A 19,782-nucleotide genomic window follows, 5' to 3' on the forward strand; every position below is an offset into this window, starting at 1 on the left:
CCTGAACAAACTTGGCGATAGAGTAGATGGCAAAATCGTCCACACTATACGTAAAGCGCTATTCGCCGTCGATAGCGTTTTGTCTCATTTACGCGATAAGACCTGAAGGTGTTAAGCCTACAGTAACAACCTTAAACCCCTGGTCGTTTGCGATATAACCATAAACCAGGCACGGATAAACCGATAGATAGCGCACCGACAATAAAACAGGCTTTAAGGAAATTGGAAATCATAACCGACATCAATGCTTCGCTATAGCCAAGATGGGAGATTTCTACCACACTAATCATCGCGGTATAAGCAGAAATCCCCGGGAACATCGGGATTACTGCGGCCACGGTAAATACCTTGGGGTGAGCCAGCAACCAACGTGACCAACTGATACCAATAATACCAATCAGAATGGCGGCCAAAAACGAAGCCCACTCGATATTCATCCCAAAATGCATCATCAGCATACGAGAACCATGGCCTAATGCGCCCAGTAAAGCGCAATAGCGCAAGGCACGGGCAGGCACATTAAATACCATGGCAAAACCCAAGGCAGGCACCGCAGCCAACAACATATCCTGCAGTAACATCCATAATAGGTTCATGCCCACCCCCGCAATTGCCATAACGACATGGCCATCACCACGCCGATACAGGTTGCCAGGGTCAATAAAGTGGCCATCGCCCAACGCGCCAACCCGGTATTCACATGGCCTTTAAACATATCAGCCACGGCATTAATCAATGGGAACCCGGGTACCAGCAGCAGAACACTGGCGGCCATCGCCACACTGGAGGTTTGGCTAAAAACAGGTAAACGCAGCAGTAAACCAGAAACCGAGGTGGCAACAAACGCCGTCAAACAGAAATTGATCAACGGATTCAAATGGCGGGCAGTCAATAGTTGGCGCACAAACATGGCCAGACCACTGGCCAGAAAAGTGACCACAAAGGCATCAGGGCCGCCACCATTGAGCATGCTGAAGCAGCCACAGGACAACCCCACCATCAACACCACCAGCCAGCGTGGATAACGCAGTGGAACGATCTTGTTAAAGCGCCGGGCAACCGTCTGGGCATCCGCCAAACGGTGTTCAGCCAAGATCACAATATGCTGCACCTCAGTAACAATTTGCATATTAATGCCGCGATCAACATTCTTACGTGTTGTCGTCAGGCAGGCATCATTGCTGATCGTGGTCAGCACCACCGCATTGGCCGAAATGGAGCTTTCCACACTGTCCATCCCCAGTGCCAAACCCAGGCGAGTAGAGAGCTGCTCCACCACCATGCTTTCCGCACCATGTTGTAACAGTAGCAACGCGCACTGAATACAAAGGCGCGTAATCTCACGTTGCTGCTGATTGACACTGGGTAGATCCACCGTCAATTCCCGTTTCATATTGCTCATTGTACTCCCTGAATGAACGCCCACCCCAGCTAAACACCTTACCCTGCAAGATGCAGGTAGATATCCCCTACCTGCAACTTAGAACGTTCAGTTATTTACTGATTCGGGCATGTAATTCCTGTACCGAAGTCACCTGTTCAGTAGGATCGGCCTTTAATGCCATCACGGTAGCAAAACCACCATTAAGTGTGGTGTCATAGTGTACTTTATACTGCAACGCACTACGACGGATCAGTTTGGAGTCCTCAATAGCCTGGCGGCCCGCGGTGGTGTTAACAATATAGGTGTACTCGCCATTTTTGATGCGGTCCTGAATATGTGGCCGCCCTTCATGCACCTTATTGACTAAACGGGGATTAATCCCTGCCTCACCCAGTACGATGGCGGTGCCATGAGTGGCATCCAGTTCAAAACCCTGTTTGAGCAGGCTGGCTGCCAGGTCCACCACGCGGGCTTTGTCACCCCCACGTACTGATAACAACGCACGCCCCTGTTTTTTCATACCGGAGTTACTGCCCAGCATCGCCTTGGAGAAAGCTTCAGCAAAGGTAGCCCCAACCCCCATCACTTCCCCTGTCGAACGCATTTCTGGCCCCAGAATCGGGTCAACACCCGGGAACTTATTAAATGGCAGGACCACTTCTTTCACCGAGTAATACGGTGGGATAACCTCTTCGGTTACCTGCTGCTCAGCCAGCGATTTACCGATCATCACTCGTGCCGCTACCTTCGCCAAAGGGACCCCAGTGGCTTTGGAAACAAAGGGAACGGTACGGGCAGCACGCGGATTAACCTCAATCAGGTACACTTCGTTGTTTTTCACTGCAAACTGGACGTTCATCAAACCACGGACCTGCAGCTCAAACGCCAACTTTTCCACCTGTTGGCGCATCACATTCTGGATATCCTGGCTCAACGTATAGGCTGGCAGGGAACAAGCCGAGTCGCCAGAGTGTACGCCAGCCTGTTCGATATGCTCCATGATGCCACCGATCAACACACGCTCACCATCGCAGATGGCATCGACATCCACTTCTACGGCGTCGTCCAGGAAACGATCCAACAGTACCGGAGCATCATGGGAGACACTCACCGCATTCTGGAAGTAACGACGGAGATCAACTTCATCGTAAACGATCTCCATGGCGCGGCCACCCAGCACGTAAGAGGGGCGCACTACCAGCGGATAACCAATCCCTGCGGCTTTTTCTACCGCCTGCTCAATAGTGGCCACGGTGGCATTGGCGGGTTGCTTCAGCCCCAAGCGGTGGACAGCCTGTTGGAAGCGCTCACGATCTTCCGCACGATCAATCGCGTCCGGGCTGGTACCAATAATCGGCACACCAGCGGCTTCCAGCTCACGCGCCAGTTTCAGCGGAGTTTGCCCACCATACTGCACGATAACGCCTGTTGGCTGCTCGATACGTACAATTTCCAGCACATCTTCTAACGTCACTGGCTCAAAGTAGAGACGATCCGAGGTATCGTAGTCGGTGGAGACAGTTTCCGGGTTGCAGTTGACCATAATGGTCTCGTAACCATCTTCACGCAATGCCAGCGCGGCGTGCACACAGCAGTAATCGAATTCGATTCCCTGGCCAATACGGTTTGGGCCGCCCCCCAAGATCATCACTTTCGGACGGTCATGGGATGGATTGGCTTCACACTCCTCTTCATAAGTGGAGTACATATAGGCGGTATCGGTAGCAAACTCCGCAGCACAGGTATCGACCCGCTTATAAACCGGGTGCAGATTGAAACCATGGCGTAACTTGCGGATTTCATTTTCTGAAACCCCGACCAATTTGGCCAAACGCGCATCTGCAAAACCTTTACGCTTTAGCAAGCGCATAAAACCGGCGTTTAAACCGTTGATGCCCAACTCAGCCACCTGCTCTTCAAGGCGCACCAACTCTTCAATCTGCACCAGAAACCAGCGATCGATATTAGTCAGGTTGAACACACCATCCACCGACAAACCGGCACGAAAAGCATCAGCGATATACCAGATACGATCACAACCGGCATCTTTAAGTTCGCGACGTATTTTGGTCAGCGCCTCAGGGTCATCAAGGCTCACTTTAGGATCAAAACCGGTGGCACCCACTTCCAGCCCACGCAGTGCTTTCTGCAATGATTCCTGCTGGGTACGGCCAATTGCCATCACTTCCCCCACAGACTTCATCTGGGTGGTCAGGCGATCATTGGCACCGGCAAATTTTTCGAAATTAAAACGCGGGATTTTGGTAACTACATAGTCAATGGAAGGCTCAAAGGAAGCTGGCGTGCGGCCACCGGTGATATCATTCATCAACTCATCAAGGGTATAACCTACTGCCAACTTGGCGGCGATCTTGGCGATCGGGAACCCCGTGGCTTTCGATGCCAACGCTGATGAGCGGGAGACGCGAGGGTTCATTTCGATCACGATCAAACGGCCGGTTTTCGGGTTGACGGCAAACTGGACGTTAGAACCGCCGGTTTCAACGCCGATCTCGCGCAACACCGCCATCGAGGCGTTACGCATAATTTGATACTCTTTGTCGGTCAGGGTCTGCGCGGGTGCCACGGTGATAGAGTCACCGGTATGGATGCCCATCGCATCGATATTTTCGATGGAGCAGACGATGATGCAGTTATCATGCTTATCGCGCACCACCTCCATTTCATACTCTTTCCAGCCAATCAGCGATTCATCAATCAATAGCTCGTTGGTAGGAGAGAGATCCAGACCACGCTGACAGATCTCTTCAAATTCTTCACGGTTATAGGCGATACCCCCACCGGTTCCTCCCATAGTGAATGATGGGCGAATAATGCAAGGGAACCCCACATCAGCCGCAACCGCCAACGCCTCATCTATATTATGCGCGATGCCAGAACGAGCGGTATCCAGGCCGATCTTCTTCATGGCAATATCGAAACGGCGGCGATCTTCTGCTTTATCGATAGCATCGGCAGTAGCACCGATCATGGTGACACCGAATTCAGCCAGCACCCCTTGGCGCTCCAGCTCCAGAGCACAGTTGAGTGCTGTTTGCCCACCCATGGTTGGCAAGACCGCATCTGGGCGCTCTTTTTCGATGATTTTGCGCACCACTTCCCAGTGAATTGGCTCAATATAGGTGGCATCCGCCATTTCTGGGTCAGTCATGATGGTCGCGGGGTTGGAGTTAACCAGAATAACGCGGTAACCCTCTTCACGTAGTGCTTTACAGGCTTGTGCACCGGAATAATCAAATTCACACGCCTGGCCAATCACAATCGGACCGGCACCGAGGATCAGGATGCTTTTTATATCTGTACGTTTTGGCATGTTGTATGGCTCCTGATTATTTGGCGTTGGAACGATAAGATTCAATCAGTTCAATAAAGTGGTCAAACAGCGGTGCCGCATCATGGGGGCCCGGGCTGGCTTCTGGATGCCCTTGGAAACCAAATGCTGCTTTATCGATGCGATGAATTCCCTGCACCGTATGGTCAAACAGCGATTTGTGAGTGACCCGCAGAGTCGATGGCAAATTATTTTCATCTACAGCAAAACCGTGGTTCTGCGCGGTGATCATCACCCGCTGATTATCCAGATCCTGTACCGGATGGTTACCACCATGATGACCCAACTTCATCTTGGTGGTTTTCGCCCCGCTAGCTAACGCCAGTAGTTGATGTCCAAGACAGATACCGAAGAGTGGAATGTCGGTTTCCAACAACTGTTTGATAGCGTTAATGGCGTAATCACAAGGTTCTGGGTCACCCGGGCCGTTGGACAGGAACACGCCGTCTGGCTTCATTTTTAACACATCTGCAGCCGGGGTCTGAGCAGGAACCACCGTAAGACGACAGCCACGATCCACCAACATGCGTAGAATATTGCGTTTTACACCGTAATCATAAGCCACCACATGGTAAGGCAGTTCATCTACTGATTTGGCAGCCGGCAGATCCCCAGCCAGGGTCCAACTGCCTTGCAACCAAGGGTATGCATCCTTGGTGGTGACCTCTTTCGCCAGATCCATCCCCTTCAAACCGGGGAAAGCCTTGGCTTTTTGCAGTGCAAGCTCAGCATCAGCAGCATCGCCAGTCATGATGCAGCCATTTTGTGCCCCTTTTTCCCTCAGCAGACGCGTCAGTTTGCGCGTATCAATATCGGCAATGGCGACAATATTATGCTGCTTAAGGTAGGCCGACAGTCCTTCTTCGTTACGGTAGTTGCTGGCAATGAGAGGAAGGTCGCGGATAACCAGGCCTTGAGCATGAACAGAGGAGGATTCTTGGTCAGCATGATTGGTGCCAACATTGCCGATATGGGGATAAGTAAGAGTAACGATTTGGCGGGAGTAGGAGGGGTCAGTGAGGATTTCTTGATAACCGGTCATCGACGTATTGAAGACCACTTCCCCCACTGCCGAACCTTCCGCCCCAATGGCCCGACCATGGAATTGGGTTCCGTCTTCCAGAACCAATAGCGCTGATTTGATCAAAACACCCTCCAAGGAATAATAAGTCACATTATTTGCATATTAATTCATATGTCACACTCTAAATCAATGCCAAAAACGCCATCACAGCTGATTTTTGGCAAATTGCGCGCATTCTAATGATGAGTGCTGGTCTTGTCTACAAAAAGCCCCCTTTTTTACATTAATTTTGTCCACCTTACGATTTATTTTAACCCACAGCCTCGAAAACACACAAAAACTCGGGCTGGAAAACGGTTGCAATAAGAAATAGCAGAAAAATTGGTTTTAAAAGGTCGCTGCCTAGATAAGATGAGATCAAATGGTCTAAAAATGAACAAATAAGCAAGATAAACATTAAAAATAGAAATTAGAGTAAAAATTAAAGCCATAAAGCCTATTTTTACATAAAAAAATAGGGCAATTGGATTATTGCCCTATTTTCATGTAATTAGAAAAAAAACCTTAAAAGAAAGGGGATTTAAAATATTATAACTGCTCTAATCCGAGCACATCGCGCATATCAAATAACCCATTTTGCCGCGCAGAAACCCAAATAGCCGCACGGACGGCACCATTGGCGAAAGTCATACGGCTTGAAGCTTTATGCGTAATTTCCACCCGCTCGCCGATATCGGCAAACATCGCGGTATGCTCACCCACAATGTCGCCAGCCCGGATAGTGGCAAACCCGATGCTCTTCGGATCTCGTTCGCCAGTATGACCAACACGCTGGTAAACCGCACACTCTTTAAGGTCACGGCCTAATGCCCCGGCAATCGCCTCGCCCATCGCTAGCGCAGTGCCGGAAGGCGCATCAACCTTATGGCGATGATGTGCCTCCACTATTTCGATATCCGTATAATCACCCATCACCTTGGCGGCCTTCTCCAACAGTTTCAACATCACATTGACCCCGACACTGAAGTTAGCGGCAAAGACAATGCCAATCTGTTGAGTAGCGGCTTGGATGGCGGCTTTACCCGCATCATCAAAACCGGTGGTGCCAATCACCATACCTTTATGATGAGCCACACAGAATGCCAAATGAGTCAACGTGCCTTCTGGGCGAGTAAAGTCGATCAAAATATCAAAATCATTGACCACCTTTGCCAGGTCATCAGTGACAGTCACACCTAGCACCCCTACCCCGGCCAACTCACCGGCATCTGAGCCCACCAGACTTGACCCTGAGCGCTCCATAGCAGCACCTAACACCACGCCTGGTGCCTGCTGTACCGCTTGAATCAATTGACGCCCCATACGTCCACCAGCACCAGCGACGGCAATGCGGATCTGTGAATTAGTCATACTCTGCTCTCTTTTTGATCACTAGCCATTCTTCAGCACTCAGTCGACCTGCTTAATGTCCAGCCGCAGTTCTCTGGGTACTTCAAACACGATGTTCTCTTCACGACCACTAAGCTCATGAACGTCTTTGCCACCCAATATCTTCAAACGACTGATCACTTCCTGAACCAACACGTCTGGCGCAGAAGCCCCCGCGGTAACCCCAATGTTGCCACCCCCTTGCAACCAGGCTTCTTGAATATCAGCGGCAGAATCGATCAGATAGGCAGGTTTACCTACACGTTGAGCCAATTCAGCCAAGCGGTTGGAGTTCGACGAGTTTTTCGACCCCACCACCAGGACGAGGTCCGCCTGTGCCGCCAGATTACGTACTGCTTCCTGACGATTAGTGGTGGCATAACAAATATCATCTTTCCGCGGGCCGATAATATTCGGGAAACGCTCACGCAATACATCAATCACATCCGAAGTGTCATCCACAGAGAGTGTCGTCTGGGTCATAAAACAGAGGTTATACTCATTCTTTACCTGCAGTTTCCAGACATCCTCGGGTGACTCAACCAGATACATTCCCCCCTGCGGGTTACTGTATTGCCCCATCGTGCCTTCCACTTCCGGGTGCCCAGCATGACCAATCAGGATCGCCTCAGTCCCCTTGCGGCTGGCTCGTGCCACTTCCATATGCACCTTGGTCACCAACGGACAAGTGGCATCAAACAACATCGTCAGTTCACGGGTTTTGGCTTCAGCGCGTACCGCCTGTGAAACACCGTGGGCAGAAAAGATCAGGATCGAACCATCAGGCACCTCGGCGATCTCTTCAATGAATATCGCCCCGCGTTCACGCAGGCTATCGACGACATAGCGGTTATGTACCACTTCATGGCGCACATAAATCGGTGCGCCATAAATCTCCAACGCACGTTCCACAATGCTAATCGCACGATCAACCCCGGCACAGAAACCGCGCGGATTAGCCAGCAATATTTGCATCTGTTTTCTCCTGCTGTGGATCAATCTCCAATACTTCAATATCAAAGAGGACTGGGTGACCCGCCAACGGATGGTTGAAATCGACGGTGACAGAGTCTTCAGCCACTTCATGCACCACACCAGGCATTTCACTGCCATCAATGGCGGTAAACAGCATGATGGTACCCACCTCCGGCACCCCGGTATCGATGAAATCACGGTGCGAGAAGAACTGAATCAAGTCTGGATTCTTTGCCCCAAATGCCGCTTCCGGTTGCAGGGTAAAAGCACATTTATCACCCACCCGCAGACCAATAAGTTGCTGCTCCAAAGGGGCGGACAAGCTGCCATCCCCCAGGCGAAACAGCGCAGGTTTACCGTTGCCTCGGGTAGACTCCGCCGTTGAGCCATCTTCCAATTTCAGCGTGAAATGCACCAACACCGCACTACTACTGTTAACCTGAGCTGTCATGTTACTTCCCTTCACTGCTGGCACGTTTCTTCGCTGGCAGGAACCCTTCCAGTACGATCATCACAGCCCCTATACAGATAAAGGAGTCCGCCAGGTTAAAGGTCGGGTAATGCCAATTACCGATATAGAAGTCGATAAAATCGACGACAAAACCATGCCATAGACGATCAAACAGGTTACCGAGCGCACCACCAATAATAAACGCATAGGCGATATTGTTGAGCTTCTGCTGGGCACTGCTGCGATACATCATCACCAGCAGGACCACCACGATAGCAATGGCGACACCCGCAAAGAACCAGCGCTGCCAACCACCATGGTCCGCAAGGAAACTGAATGCGGCACCGTAATTACGCGCATAATACAAGTTGAATGACGGGAACAATGGCTGGAGTTGGCCCAGCTCAAAATTATTCAAAATCCACAGCTTACTGGCTAAATCCAACGCCAGTACCACCACCACCAACCATAGCCAGCGCAAGCCGGTCGAACTTATCGGTCTACTCATTAGGTCATTGCTCTCAGCCATATACCCTTCATCCTTCAAGCTGCTTGGGTGTTGGCGGCGATTACTCGTCTCATCCATGAGACTCGCCCCTCACGGGGTTACCGCCTACAAGCAACTAGAATTATTCTAGGTATCGTTAGTTCTCAGGCATAGTGCCGTTTTTCGCCATCACCAGCGACGTTAGTCACACAGCGGCCACAAATATCCGCGTGTTCTGCGGTCTGGCCAATATCCGTGGTGTAATGCCAGCAACGTGGGCATTTCTCACCCACTGCGGTACTGAAAGCGATTTTTAACCCTTTAAGCAATTCGCTCTGCTGTGCATCCGCCGGAGCTGACGCTAAAGGTGCCACATTGGCGGATGAGGTCAGCAACACAAAGCGTAGCTCATCCTGCAGGCTGTTTAGGCAAGCCGCCAAGTCATTGTCTGCATACAGCGTCACCGCCGCCTCCAGTGAGCCACCAATGCGTTTGTCTGCACGCGCCTGTTCCAGCACTTTGTTCACTTCACCGCGTACCTTCAGCAGTTCAGCCCAAAATGCGTCATTCATGCTCTCCCCTTCAGCCAAACCAAACAGGCCACTGTACCACTCTTCAGTGAAGACATACGGCGCACGTTTGCCTGGCAGGAAGCCCCAGATTTCATCCGCAGTAAACGACATGATCGGTGCCATCCAACGCACCAGCGCTTCAGCAATATGGAACAGGGCGGTCTGGCAACTGCGACGAGCCACACTGTTGCCCTTCGCGGTATATTGACGGTCTTTGATGATATCCAGATAAAAAGAGCCCATCTCCACCGAGCAGAACTGCATCAGCCGCTGTACCACTTCATGGAAATCGTAGTTGGCATAGGCCTGCTCGATATCCTGCTGCGCCGCTAATGCGCGACCCACTGCCCAACGATCCAAGACCACCATTTCATCGGCGGCAACACAATCGGTCGCAGGATCAAAGCCGTTAAGGTTTGCCAGCAAGAAACGCGCGGTATTGCGAATACGGCGGTAAGAGTCCGCTGCACGTTTGAGGATTTCGTCAGAAACTGCGATCTCGCCAGTGTAATCCGTCGACGCCACCCACAAACGTAAAATATCCCCCCCCAGTTTGTTCATCACATCCTGCGGACTAATGGTGTTACCGATAGACTTGGACATTTTGCGGCCCTGACCATCGACAGTAAAACCGTGGGTCAACACTTCTTTATAAGGTGCCTTGCCTTTCATGGCGGTGGAAATCATCAGCGATGACATAAACCAACCGCGATGCTGATCCGACCCTTCTAAATACATATCAGCGCCATGGCCGTTGAACTCAGGGCGAACATCCACCACTGAAGCATGGGTTGAACCAGAGTCAAACCATACGTCCAAAGTATCCGGCACTTTGACATAATCTGCGGCTTCCGCACCGAGGATCTCGGCAGCATCCAGATCCCACCAGGCCTGAATTCCCTCTTGCTCAACACGCTTGGCAACCTGTTCCATCAGCTCAACACTACGTGGGTGAAGCTGCTCCGTCTCTTTATGGACAAACAGAGACATTGGCACACCCCAGGTGCGCTGACGCGAGATACACCAATCGGGACGATTAGCCACCATCATTTCGATACGTGCCTGGCCCCAATCGGGGATCCACTGCACGCCTTTGATCTCTTCCAGTGACTGTTTACGCAATCCATGCTGATCCATGCTGATAAACCATTGTGGCGTGGCACGGAAAATAACCGGCGTTTTGTGGCGCCAGCAGCAGGGATAGCTGTGCTGCAGTTTTTCAACATGCAACAGCGCACCTTTTTCACGTAACAGCTCCACCACCAGATCATTGGCCTTAAACACAAATTTGCCATCCAGTGAGGGGTAAGTCCCCGTCAGATAGCAACCATTCGGCCCCACCGGGTTAGCCACTTCCAAGCCATATTTCTGGCCAATCACAAAGTCATCCGGGCCATGGCCTGGTGCGGTATGGACGGCACCGGTACCCGCATCCAACGTAACGTGATCCCCCAGAACCGCCGGCACATCAAAGCCCATAAACGGATGGGTGAAACGCATTAACTCTAGCTCACTACCTTGGCAGGCGCCAAGCACCGCCCACTGGGTAATGCCCGCACGCCGCATCACACTTTCCACCAGATCCGCCGCCAGGATCAGGCATTGACCATCAACTTGTACCAATTGATAGGCAAAATCCGGGTTCAGCGAAATCGCACGGTTGGCAGGCAAGGTCCATGGTGTGGTGGTCCAGATCACCAAAGAAACTGGGCCATCAACCTGTGTTACGCCAAACTTGGCGGCAACCGCAGCGGCATCAACCGCCTGGAAAGTGACATCAATAGAAGGTGAAGTTTTGTCGTAATATTCAACTTCTGCCTCTGCCAGGGAAGAACCACAATCGGTACACCAGTGAACCGGTTTGGCCCCCTTGAGCAAATGACCATTGCTGATGATTTTAGCCAAGGCACGGATAATGTTGGCTTCAGTTTTGAAGTCCATGGTCAGGTAAGGATGATCCCAGTCACCCAATACCCCCAGGCGAATAAAATCTTGCTTCTGCCCCTCAACCTGTTCGGCTGCATACTCGCGGCATTTCTGACGGAACTCCGCAGGGGTCAGTTTCTCACCGGGTTTGCCATAAAGTTGTTCAACTTTCAATTCAATGGGCAGACCGTGGCAGTCCCAACCGGGAATATAAGGCGAATCAAAGCCCGCCATCCCTTTGGATTTAATAATAATATCTTTGAGGATTTTATTTACCGAGTGACCAATATGAATACTGCCATTCGCATACGGTGGGCCGTCATGCAGAATAAAGGTCTTTTTCCCCTTTTTAGCAGCACGAATAATCCCGTACAGATCCTGTTCATACCAACGGTTAAGCATGCCAGGCTCGCGCTTGGCGAGATCGCCGCGCATCGGGAACCCTGTTTCCGGCAAGTTCAGGGTATTCTTGTAGTCACTCATTAGATTCTCGGTTCCGTTTTCGATTGGTAAGATTAAGCCGGTGTCTGTAGCCCAAAAAACTTCCGGGCAGTCACCACATCATTGGCGATTTGCTGCTTAAGTTCATCAAGCGAAGCAAAACGCTGTTCATTGCGCAATTTTGCGCGCAGCACCACATCCAGATGGCGGCCATACAGATCCATAGTCACATCCAGCAAATGCACTTCCAGTTGCTGACGGACGCCAGCAACGGTAGGCCGAGTGCCGATATTGGCCACCCCGGGCAAAGGTTGTGGTGCCAGGCCATAAACATCGACCGCATAGACCCCTTTGACCGGTGCAACCAGGCGTTTAAGTGGCAGGTTGGCCGTTGGGAAACCAATGGTTCTCCCCAATTGGTCACCATGTACTACACGCCCTGAAATACGATAAGGGTGCCCCAGCAGGGTCTCCGCCAGCAGCAAATCATCATCACGCAGGGCATTGCGAATCGCCGTACTGCTGATACGCTGATCCCCTTCACGAAAAGTGGACGCACTCACCACTTCAAAGCCATATTTCTCCCCCGCTTGCTGCAACAGTTGATAATCCCCTTGGCGACCCGCCCCAAAGCGGAAATCATCGCCCACCATCAGGAATTTCACTCCCAACTTTTCCACCAGCAGTTCAGTCACAAACGCCTTTGAAGGGTGAGCGGCAAAACGGGGATCAAACTTGACGCACAACAAGAAATCCACCCCGGCCTCAGCCAAATATTTGGCCTTGTCACGCAAGCGCGTCAGGCGGGCCGGTGCTTTATCTGCAGCAAACAATTCCAACGGTTGCGGTTCAAAAATCATTACCACCACCGGCAGCCCGAGGCGGTGTCCTACCTGTTTCAGCTGTGCCAACAACGCCTTGTGACCGCGATGTACGCCGTCAAAGTTGCCGATGGTGAGCACACAACCATGATGGTGTGCCCGGATATTATGGATGCCACGAATTAGCTGCATAGCTGGCTCAAAACAGTGGAAATCGGCGGATTATACCTTGTACAACGGTTAAGGTTAACCGGCGATTGTTCCCTTTGATGTATATAGTCATACCATACCGAAGGAAAAGCGCCTTCACCACCGTTTCAATTCCTCAAATTACCGCCAGATGACGGTTTTATCCCCATGTTCCTTCAAATTATCGTCAAAAAATAGCTCAATCAGACGCTATTGTTGGTATGATACCCAGTCGCTTCTCCACCAGGCGGAGCAGGATACAAATCATATGGCGATTTTTATCGCGAAACACTGTATTCCCATAGCCGAAACTGGTAAGATCCTGCGCCATCACAACGTAGCAAGTGCCGCCCGTACAAACGGCGCTTATTTGCACAAATCCATTGACAAACGAAGGCTAAAAGGGCATATTCCTCGGCCTTTGAATTGTCCTCAATAGCATATATTTGGGAGTTGGACCTTGGCTAATATCAAATCAGCTAAGAAACGCGCCGTACAGTCTGAGAAACGCCGCAAGCATAACGCTAGCCGTCGCTCAATGGTGCGTACCTTCATTAAGAAGGTGTACGCCGCTATCGCAACTGGCGACAAAGCAGCAGCACAAAACGCATTTAATGAAATGCAACCTATTGTGGATCGCCAGGCAGGTAAAGGCCTGATCCACAAAAATAAAGCAGCACGTCATAAGTCGAGCTTGATTGCACAGATTAACGCAATGCAGTAAGTCTTACGTTTTCTGCTTGATAAAAAAACCGGCTTTGGCCGGTTTTTTTACATTTGAGATCCAGCCAGTATCGGCTTAAAAGGTAAACAGGGCTGAAAAATCCTTGTTACATACCCGTCGTACTGCCGGATGTTGGATCATCCGCTCAGCAAAAATAATGTAATACTCTTCTTGCACGCTATCGATGCGCCCAATCTCCATCACATTATCATCCTTGTAGGTGTCCAATGCATACAGTGTCGGGGCAACGAAAATCGCATTGTGATACAACCCGAAAGCCTTCATCAACGCAGCATCATCAAACTCCCCGAGGATCTGAACCTGAATCCCCTGAGTATTAAACCAATTAAGCAGTTTGCGCCCCAGCATCGAACGCTTTCCCGGGATCAGTAATCGTCGCTGCTCCAGGCAGGCTGGGAACGGTAAATCAGGCACCGGTGGACGACAGAAGAAGCTGATGCCACACTCCCCCAATTTCAGCGAGAACAATCCCTCCTGTTGACTGGAGTCGACAGGACAATCCGACAGAATCATATCCAATTTGTGCTGGCTCAACTGTTCCAACAGCATCTCATGGGTTGATTCGAAACAGCGCAGATGGATCTGCTCATTATCAACCACCGCGGCTTCCAATACCTGGCTGACCAGCCTCTTGGAGAGCGCATCCGCCACACCAACGTCAAACAACAGGTTGGATTCCTTGCGGTAATTGACGATATCCAGCATTTCCTGGCTCAGCATAAACATCTTATCCGCATAGCGGAAGACCAGTTGGCCGAGTTCAGAGGGCACCACGCCACGCCCTTGGCGCTTGAACAGTTTTCCATCAAGGCGCTCTTCCAAGGCTTTGATCTGACCGGTAATGGTTTGCGGCGTAAGGAACAGCGCCTGCGCCGCACCCACCACCGATCCCTCCTTGCAAACCTGCCAGAAGTAATAGAGATGGTTAAAGTTGATATGTGACATTTTCACTCGCTGTTCTCCTTAAATTCCCTATCAGCACAAAGCTCCACCTTGATGAGCGACAAACTCCATTGCTTTCTTCCCTATTCATGCTTATTGCAGGCGGGCATATCACCCACCTGCAATAAGATTATACCCTTCATCCTTCACGTTGCTTGGGTGCTGGCTGTCGTTACTCGCCTCATCCGTGAGGCTCGCCCCTATCGGGGCCGCTGCAAGCAAATCGAATGTTTTTGGGTATCACTTATTGGCGCTTCGGTAATGTCTGACGCAAAAGGACATAACCAATCACCGCCGCACTGGTTGAACCTAATAATATGCCCAGTTTGGAATAGGTAATCAGTTCCGGCGCCGCCTCAGCAAAGGCCAATGAGGCAATGAAGATCGACATGGTAAATCCGATACCACAAAGCATGGCGACAGCAAATACCTGTTTAAAATTAATGTCTTCTGGCAACTTGGCAATGCCGAGTTTCACCGCCAGCCAACTGAGGGTAAAAATCCCCAGTGGTTTACCAATCAATAACCCTGCGGCAATCCCCATTGGCAACAGTGACGTCAAACCACTCAGCGAAACCCCTTGTAATGGTACCCCCGCATTGGCGAACGCAAACAAAGGCAAAATAAGGAAAGCCACCCAAGGATGCAACTCATGCTCCAGGGTTTCCGAAGGAGAAGGCTCATGCTTGGCTTGCAGCGGTATCATAAAGCCGACGATGACCCCTGCCAGCGTCGCGTGTACACCGGATTTAAGAATAGCCACCCACAGCACCAGGCCAACTATCATATACATCGAGGTTTTGCCTACCCCACGCCAGTTCATAATCGCCAGCACGGCTATCGCAGCAGCAGCGACTGCCAATGCCATCAGCGACACCTTATAGGTATAGAACAGGGCAATAATGATGATGACACCCAAATCATCAATAATCGCCAAGGCTAACAAGAATACCTTCAAACTGGTGGGTACCCGCTTCCCCAGCAGGGCCATCACCCCTAGCGCAAACGCGATATCAGTCGCCGCAGGGATTGCCCATCCTTGACGGGTGACTTCATCTGCACCATTAAAAAATAGATAGATCAATGCCGGTGCCAGCATACCGCCCAAGGCAGCAATTGCTGGAAAAACAGCTTGGTCACGACCGGCTAACGAGCCTTGCATTAATTCGCGTTTAACTTCCAAACCGACCACGAGGAAAAAGATGGCCATTAACCCATCGTTGATCCATAGCAGTAATGGCTTGGCAATCTCCAACGAAGCGATTTTGACCATTACTGGCAAGCTGAGGAAGCTTTGATAAAGCCCTTGTAAGGAGGTATTTGCCATAATCAACGCCACTACGGCAGCGATGATCAGAATAATTCCCCCTGCTGCCTCTTGGCGCAAGAATTGACGGATAATATTGGTCACTGTGAGTCACTCCAGATAATCACCAGGCACTATCGTCCTGCGTGTCAGACAATGCATAGAGTATAGGCGAGGAATAACTTCGAAAAAATCAGTTTATAAGCACAATATAATTCGTAAAAACCGAGCATTCAGTGATGTATGCCACAGTTTTATTCTGGGAATTAACAAAGATAGTAATAAAAAGCCCCAGTTTTTTAACCGGGGCTCTATTCAATTGTTGATTAACGCGTCAGATCGTCAAAAAACTTTTTCACACCATCGAAAAAGCTTTTCGAACGAGGGCTGTTTTTATCGCCAGCCGGACCACCCAAGCTCTCTTCCAGCTCTTTTAACAACTGTTTCTGCTTGTCGTTCAAGTGGACTGGTGTTTCCACCACTACGCGGCATAGCAGGTCTCCCTGGCTACCACCCCGTACCGATTTCACGCCTTTGCCACGCATACGGAACAGTTTACCGGTTTGAGTTTCCCCCGGTACTTTCAACTTAACACGGCCATCCAAGGTAGGGACTTCAATCTCACCACCCAACGCGGCCATGGCAAAGTTAATCGGCACTTCACAATACAGGTTATTACCTTCACGCTCGAAAATCGGGTGCGCTTTCACCTGAACCTGAACATACAAGTCACCCGCTGGTGCACCATGTTCACCGGCTTCGCCCTCGCCTGCCAGACGGATACGATCACCCGTATCGACGCCAGCCGGGATCTTCACCGACAAGGTTTTGGATTTTTCTACGCGACCATGGCCGTGACACTTGTTGCACGGATCTTTGATGATCTGACCACGCCCATGACAATGCGGACAAGCCTGCTGCACGCTGAAAAAACCTTGGCGCATCTGTACCTGGCCTTGACCATGGCAGGTCGGGCAGGTAATGGGTGAACTGCCTGGCTTGGCACCGCTACCGTGGCAGACATCACACTCTTCCAACGTAGGAATGCGGATCTCTTTGGTCACACCACGCACCGCTTCTTCGAGAGTCAGATCCATGTTGTAGCGTAAATCGGAACCACGGCTGGCACGCTGGCGACGTCCGCCACCAAAAATATCACCAAATACATCACCAAAAATATCGCTGAAATCAGCCCCGCCGCCAAAACCGCCGCCGCCCATGCCACCTTGCTCAAAAGCGGCATGACCGTATTGATCATAGGCTGCACGCTTTTGATCATCGATCAGGATCTCGTAGGCTTCTTTGACTTCTTTAAATCTGACTTCAGCATCAGCATCCTGATTACGGTCAGGGTGATACTTCATCGCCAGACGCTTATACGCCTTTTTGATTTCACGCTCATCTGCCGTTTTGGTGACGCCGAGCACCTCGTAATAATCTTTCTTTGCCATTGGTTGTCTAACCCTTAACATGCGTGCACGGGCGCAGAGTTACCTCGACGCCCGTGCTGGTTTCCGGTTATGGTCGATGACCTCACCGTGCCCGCTTAAGGGCAATTACTTTTTGTCTTTAACTTCTTCAAACTCAGCGTCAACAACATCGTCTTCTTTCTTTGCCGCGTTGTCTGCACCGGCATCAGCACCCTGTGCTTGTGCCTGCGCCTGTGCCATTTCCAACAGTTTGCCGGAAACCTGCACCAAAGCCTGAGTTTTCGCTTCAATTTCAGCTTTATCTTCGTTCTTCACAGCCGCTTCCAGATCTTTCAGCGCTGCTTCAATCGCTGTTTTATCTTCTGCTGGCAGTTTATCGCCTGCTTCTTCAATTTGCTTACGGGTACCGTGGATCAAGTGATCCGCCTGGTTACGCGTTTGTACCAGCTCTTCGAACTTACGGTCAGCTTCGGCGTTCACTTCTGCATCACGCACCATTTTCTGGATTTCTTCTTCATTCAGACCAGAAGAAGCCTTAATGGTGATCTTCTGCTCACGACCGGTGTTCTTGTCTTTAGCAGAAACATGCAGAATACCATCCGCATCAATGTCGAAAGTCACTTCGATCTGGGCCATACCACGCGGTGCAGCCTGGATACCATCCAGATTAAACTGGCCCAGTGATTTGTTATCGCTGGCACGCTTACGTTCCCCTTGCAGGACATGGATAGTCACCGCAGCCTGATTATCTTCAGCTGTTGAGAACACCTGACTATGCTTGGTCGGGATAGTGGTGTTTTTGGTGATCAGCGGGGTCATCACACTGCCCATGGTCTCGATACCCAGTGATAGCGGAGTCACGTCCAACAACAGAACGTCTTTCACATCACCTGCCAACACACCACCCTGTACTGCGGCACCCACAGCAACCGCTTCGTCCGGGTTAACATCTTTACGTGGTTCTTTACCGAAGAAGTCAGAGACGGTCTTCTGGACCAGAGGCATACGAGTCTGCCCACCTACCAGGATCACGTCATTGATGTCAGAAACTGACAATCCTGCATCTTTCAGCGCCACTTTCAACGGCTCGATAGAACGTGCAACCAAGTCTTCTACCAATGACTCGAGTTTGGCGCGAGTCACTTTGATGTTCATGTGTTTTGGACCGCTGGCATCTGCAGTAATATACGGCAGGTTCACATCGGTCTGCTGAGCGGAAGAGAGCTCAATCTTCGCTTTTTCTGCCGCTTCTTTCAGACGTTGCATCGCCAACGGATCATTACGCAAATCCATACCTTGGTCTTTCTTGAACTCTTCGACCAGATAGTTGATCAAGCGACTATCGAAATCTTCACCACCTAAGTGAGTATCACCGTTGGTTGCCAGCACTTCGAAGGTTTTTTCACCGTCAACTTCATCGATCTCAATAATTGAGATATCGAAAGTACCACCACCCAAGTCATAAACAGCAATGGTGCGGTTACCGACTTCTTTATCCAAACCATAAGCCAATGCTGCGGCCGTCGGTTCGTTAATGATACGTTTCACTTCCAGACCAGCAATACGCCCGGCATCTTTGGTTGCCTGACGCTGAGCATCGTTAAAGTAAGCAGGAACCGTAATTACCGCTTCAGTCACTGGCTCACCCAAATAATCTTCTGCTGTTTTCTTCATTTTTTTCAGTACTTCTGCAGAGATTTGTGGTGGAGCCATTTTCTGGCCTTTAACTTCCAACCAAGCATCACCATTGTCTGCGGCGACAATGCTGTAAGGCATGATAGCTTTATCACGCTGTGCTTCGTCATCCTGGAAGCGACGGCCAATCAGGCGTTTGATCGCAAACAGGGTGTTTTGTGGGTTAGTCACAGCCTGACGCTTAGCAGGCTGGCCAACCAGAATTTCACCATCCTGGGTATAGGCGATAATTGACGGTGTGGTGCGGTCGCCTTCGGCGTTCTCTAGTACACGCGCCTTGCCACCATCCATAATTGCTACACAAGAGTTGGTTGTACCCAGGTCAATACCAATGATTTTACCCATCTAAACATCTCCACTAATAAATTCATAATTGGTCAGGTTGCTAACCTATATGCGGGCAATCTTTTACTTTTCAACTGTCCGATCTCGCCATTTACCCGCGGTCAGCAATTGCGGTTGTCAATAAGATGGGGCCGACCACTTCAGCATCAAGGGCCAACGTAAAAAAAATTTCGTTTTTATCCCTTTCCGATCATTGTTTCCTGTTGCCAGGATCACTATGATCCCGCGCGGTCTGATAAAGTCAGCTGTGCTTATTGACTCTTCAGAAC

15 protein-coding genes are annotated in these 19,782 nt (G+C 50.6%); 1 reads left to right on the forward strand and 14 read right to left on the reverse strand.

The annotated features are described in order from the left end of the window. Positions 1-131: 131 nt before the first annotated feature. From ACX9GV_RS15040 to ribF, 10 genes are all read right to left on the reverse strand, one after another. Positions 132-596 (reverse strand): threonine/serine exporter, encoded by a 465-nt coding sequence (locus tag ACX9GV_RS15040; RefSeq protein ID WP_037386403.1) that lies wholly within the window; start codon positions 594-596, stop codon positions 132-134. Continuing rightward, on the reverse strand, positions 593-1,393 hold the full coding sequence (locus ACX9GV_RS15045; RefSeq protein ID WP_037386437.1) for a threonine/serine exporter family protein: 801 nt from the start codon (positions 1,391-1,393) through the stop codon (positions 593-595). The genes ACX9GV_RS15040 and ACX9GV_RS15045 overlap by 4 nt, the downstream gene beginning before the upstream one ends. A gap of 100 nt (positions 1,394-1,493) precedes the next feature. Continuing rightward, positions 1,494-4,718: a carbamoyl-phosphate synthase large subunit gene (gene carB, locus ACX9GV_RS15050; RefSeq protein WP_473196060.1), complete on the reverse strand. Its 3,225-nt coding sequence runs from the start codon at positions 4,716-4,718 to the stop codon at positions 1,494-1,496. Between the two features lie 16 nt (positions 4,719-4,734). Next, entirely contained in the window at positions 4,735-5,883 is a 1,149-nt protein-coding gene (gene carA / locus ACX9GV_RS15055) for a glutamine-hydrolyzing carbamoyl-phosphate synthase small subunit (protein WP_023489408.1), read from the reverse strand. A gap of 465 nt (positions 5,884-6,348) precedes the next feature. Continuing rightward, positions 6,349-7,170, reverse strand: a complete 822-nt coding sequence (gene dapB, locus ACX9GV_RS15060) for a 4-hydroxy-tetrahydrodipicolinate reductase (RefSeq protein WP_473196061.1) — start codon at positions 7,168-7,170, stop codon at positions 6,349-6,351. A gap of 39 nt (positions 7,171-7,209) precedes the next feature. After that, positions 7,210-8,163 carry a 4-hydroxy-3-methylbut-2-enyl diphosphate reductase gene (ispH, locus tag ACX9GV_RS15065; protein WP_473196062.1) on the reverse strand — a complete coding sequence of 318 codons (954 nt, stop codon included), beginning with the start codon at positions 8,161-8,163 and terminating at the stop codon, positions 7,210-7,212. Then, a complete protein-coding gene (fkpB, locus tag ACX9GV_RS15070; RefSeq protein WP_473196063.1) occupies positions 8,144-8,614 on the reverse strand; it encodes an FKBP-type peptidyl-prolyl cis-trans isomerase in 471 nt (156 codons plus the stop codon). The genes ispH and fkpB overlap by 20 nt, the downstream gene beginning before the upstream one ends. A 1-nt stretch (position 8,615) precedes the next feature. Next, positions 8,616-9,122 (reverse strand): signal peptidase II, encoded by a 507-nt coding sequence (lspA, locus tag ACX9GV_RS15075; RefSeq protein WP_037386435.1) that lies wholly within the window; start codon positions 9,120-9,122, stop codon positions 8,616-8,618. Between the two features lie 143 nt (positions 9,123-9,265). Continuing rightward, the gene (ileS, locus tag ACX9GV_RS15080) at positions 9,266-12,082 is read right to left on the reverse strand and encodes an isoleucine--tRNA ligase (protein ID WP_473196064.1); all 2,817 of its coding nucleotides are present in this window, start codon (positions 12,080-12,082) and stop codon (positions 9,266-9,268) included. Between the two features lie 32 nt (positions 12,083-12,114). Next, a complete protein-coding gene (gene ribF / locus ACX9GV_RS15085) occupies positions 12,115-13,053 on the reverse strand; it encodes a bifunctional riboflavin kinase/FAD synthetase (RefSeq protein WP_473196065.1) in 939 nt (312 codons plus the stop codon). Positions 13,054-13,510: 457 nt separating this feature from the next. Between ribF and rpsT the strand changes: the two genes are divergently transcribed. After that, the gene (gene rpsT, locus ACX9GV_RS15090) at positions 13,511-13,774 is read left to right on the forward strand and encodes a 30S ribosomal protein S20 (RefSeq protein ID WP_023489415.1); all 264 of its coding nucleotides are present in this window, start codon (positions 13,511-13,513) and stop codon (positions 13,772-13,774) included. A 75-nt stretch (positions 13,775-13,849) separates the two neighbouring features. On the opposite strand, the gene nhaR is transcribed toward rpsT, so the two are convergent. The 4 genes from nhaR to dnaK all read right to left on the reverse strand — a co-directional run bounded on the left by nhaR (position 13,850) and on the right by dnaK (position 19,513). Next, positions 13,850-14,746: a transcriptional activator NhaR gene (gene nhaR, locus ACX9GV_RS15095; protein WP_037386400.1), complete on the reverse strand. Its 897-nt coding sequence runs from the start codon at positions 14,744-14,746 to the stop codon at positions 13,850-13,852. Between the two features lie 235 nt (positions 14,747-14,981). Then, on the reverse strand, positions 14,982-16,148 hold the full coding sequence (gene nhaA / locus ACX9GV_RS15100; RefSeq protein ID WP_023492391.1) for a Na+/H+ antiporter NhaA: 1,167 nt from the start codon (positions 16,146-16,148) through the stop codon (positions 14,982-14,984). Positions 16,149-16,369: 221 nt separating this feature from the next. After that, positions 16,370-17,494 carry a molecular chaperone DnaJ gene (dnaJ, locus tag ACX9GV_RS15105; RefSeq protein ID WP_023489758.1) on the reverse strand — a complete coding sequence of 375 codons (1,125 nt, stop codon included), beginning with the start codon at positions 17,492-17,494 and terminating at the stop codon, positions 16,370-16,372. Positions 17,495-17,599: 105 nt separating this feature from the next. Next, positions 17,600-19,513, reverse strand: coding sequence for a molecular chaperone DnaK (dnaK, locus tag ACX9GV_RS15110; RefSeq protein WP_473196066.1), 1,914 nt, complete (start codon positions 19,511-19,513; stop codon positions 17,600-17,602). Positions 19,514-19,782 lie beyond the last annotated feature (269 nt).

The organism is Serratia sp. 25CWL12 (genome assembly GCF_055790885.1).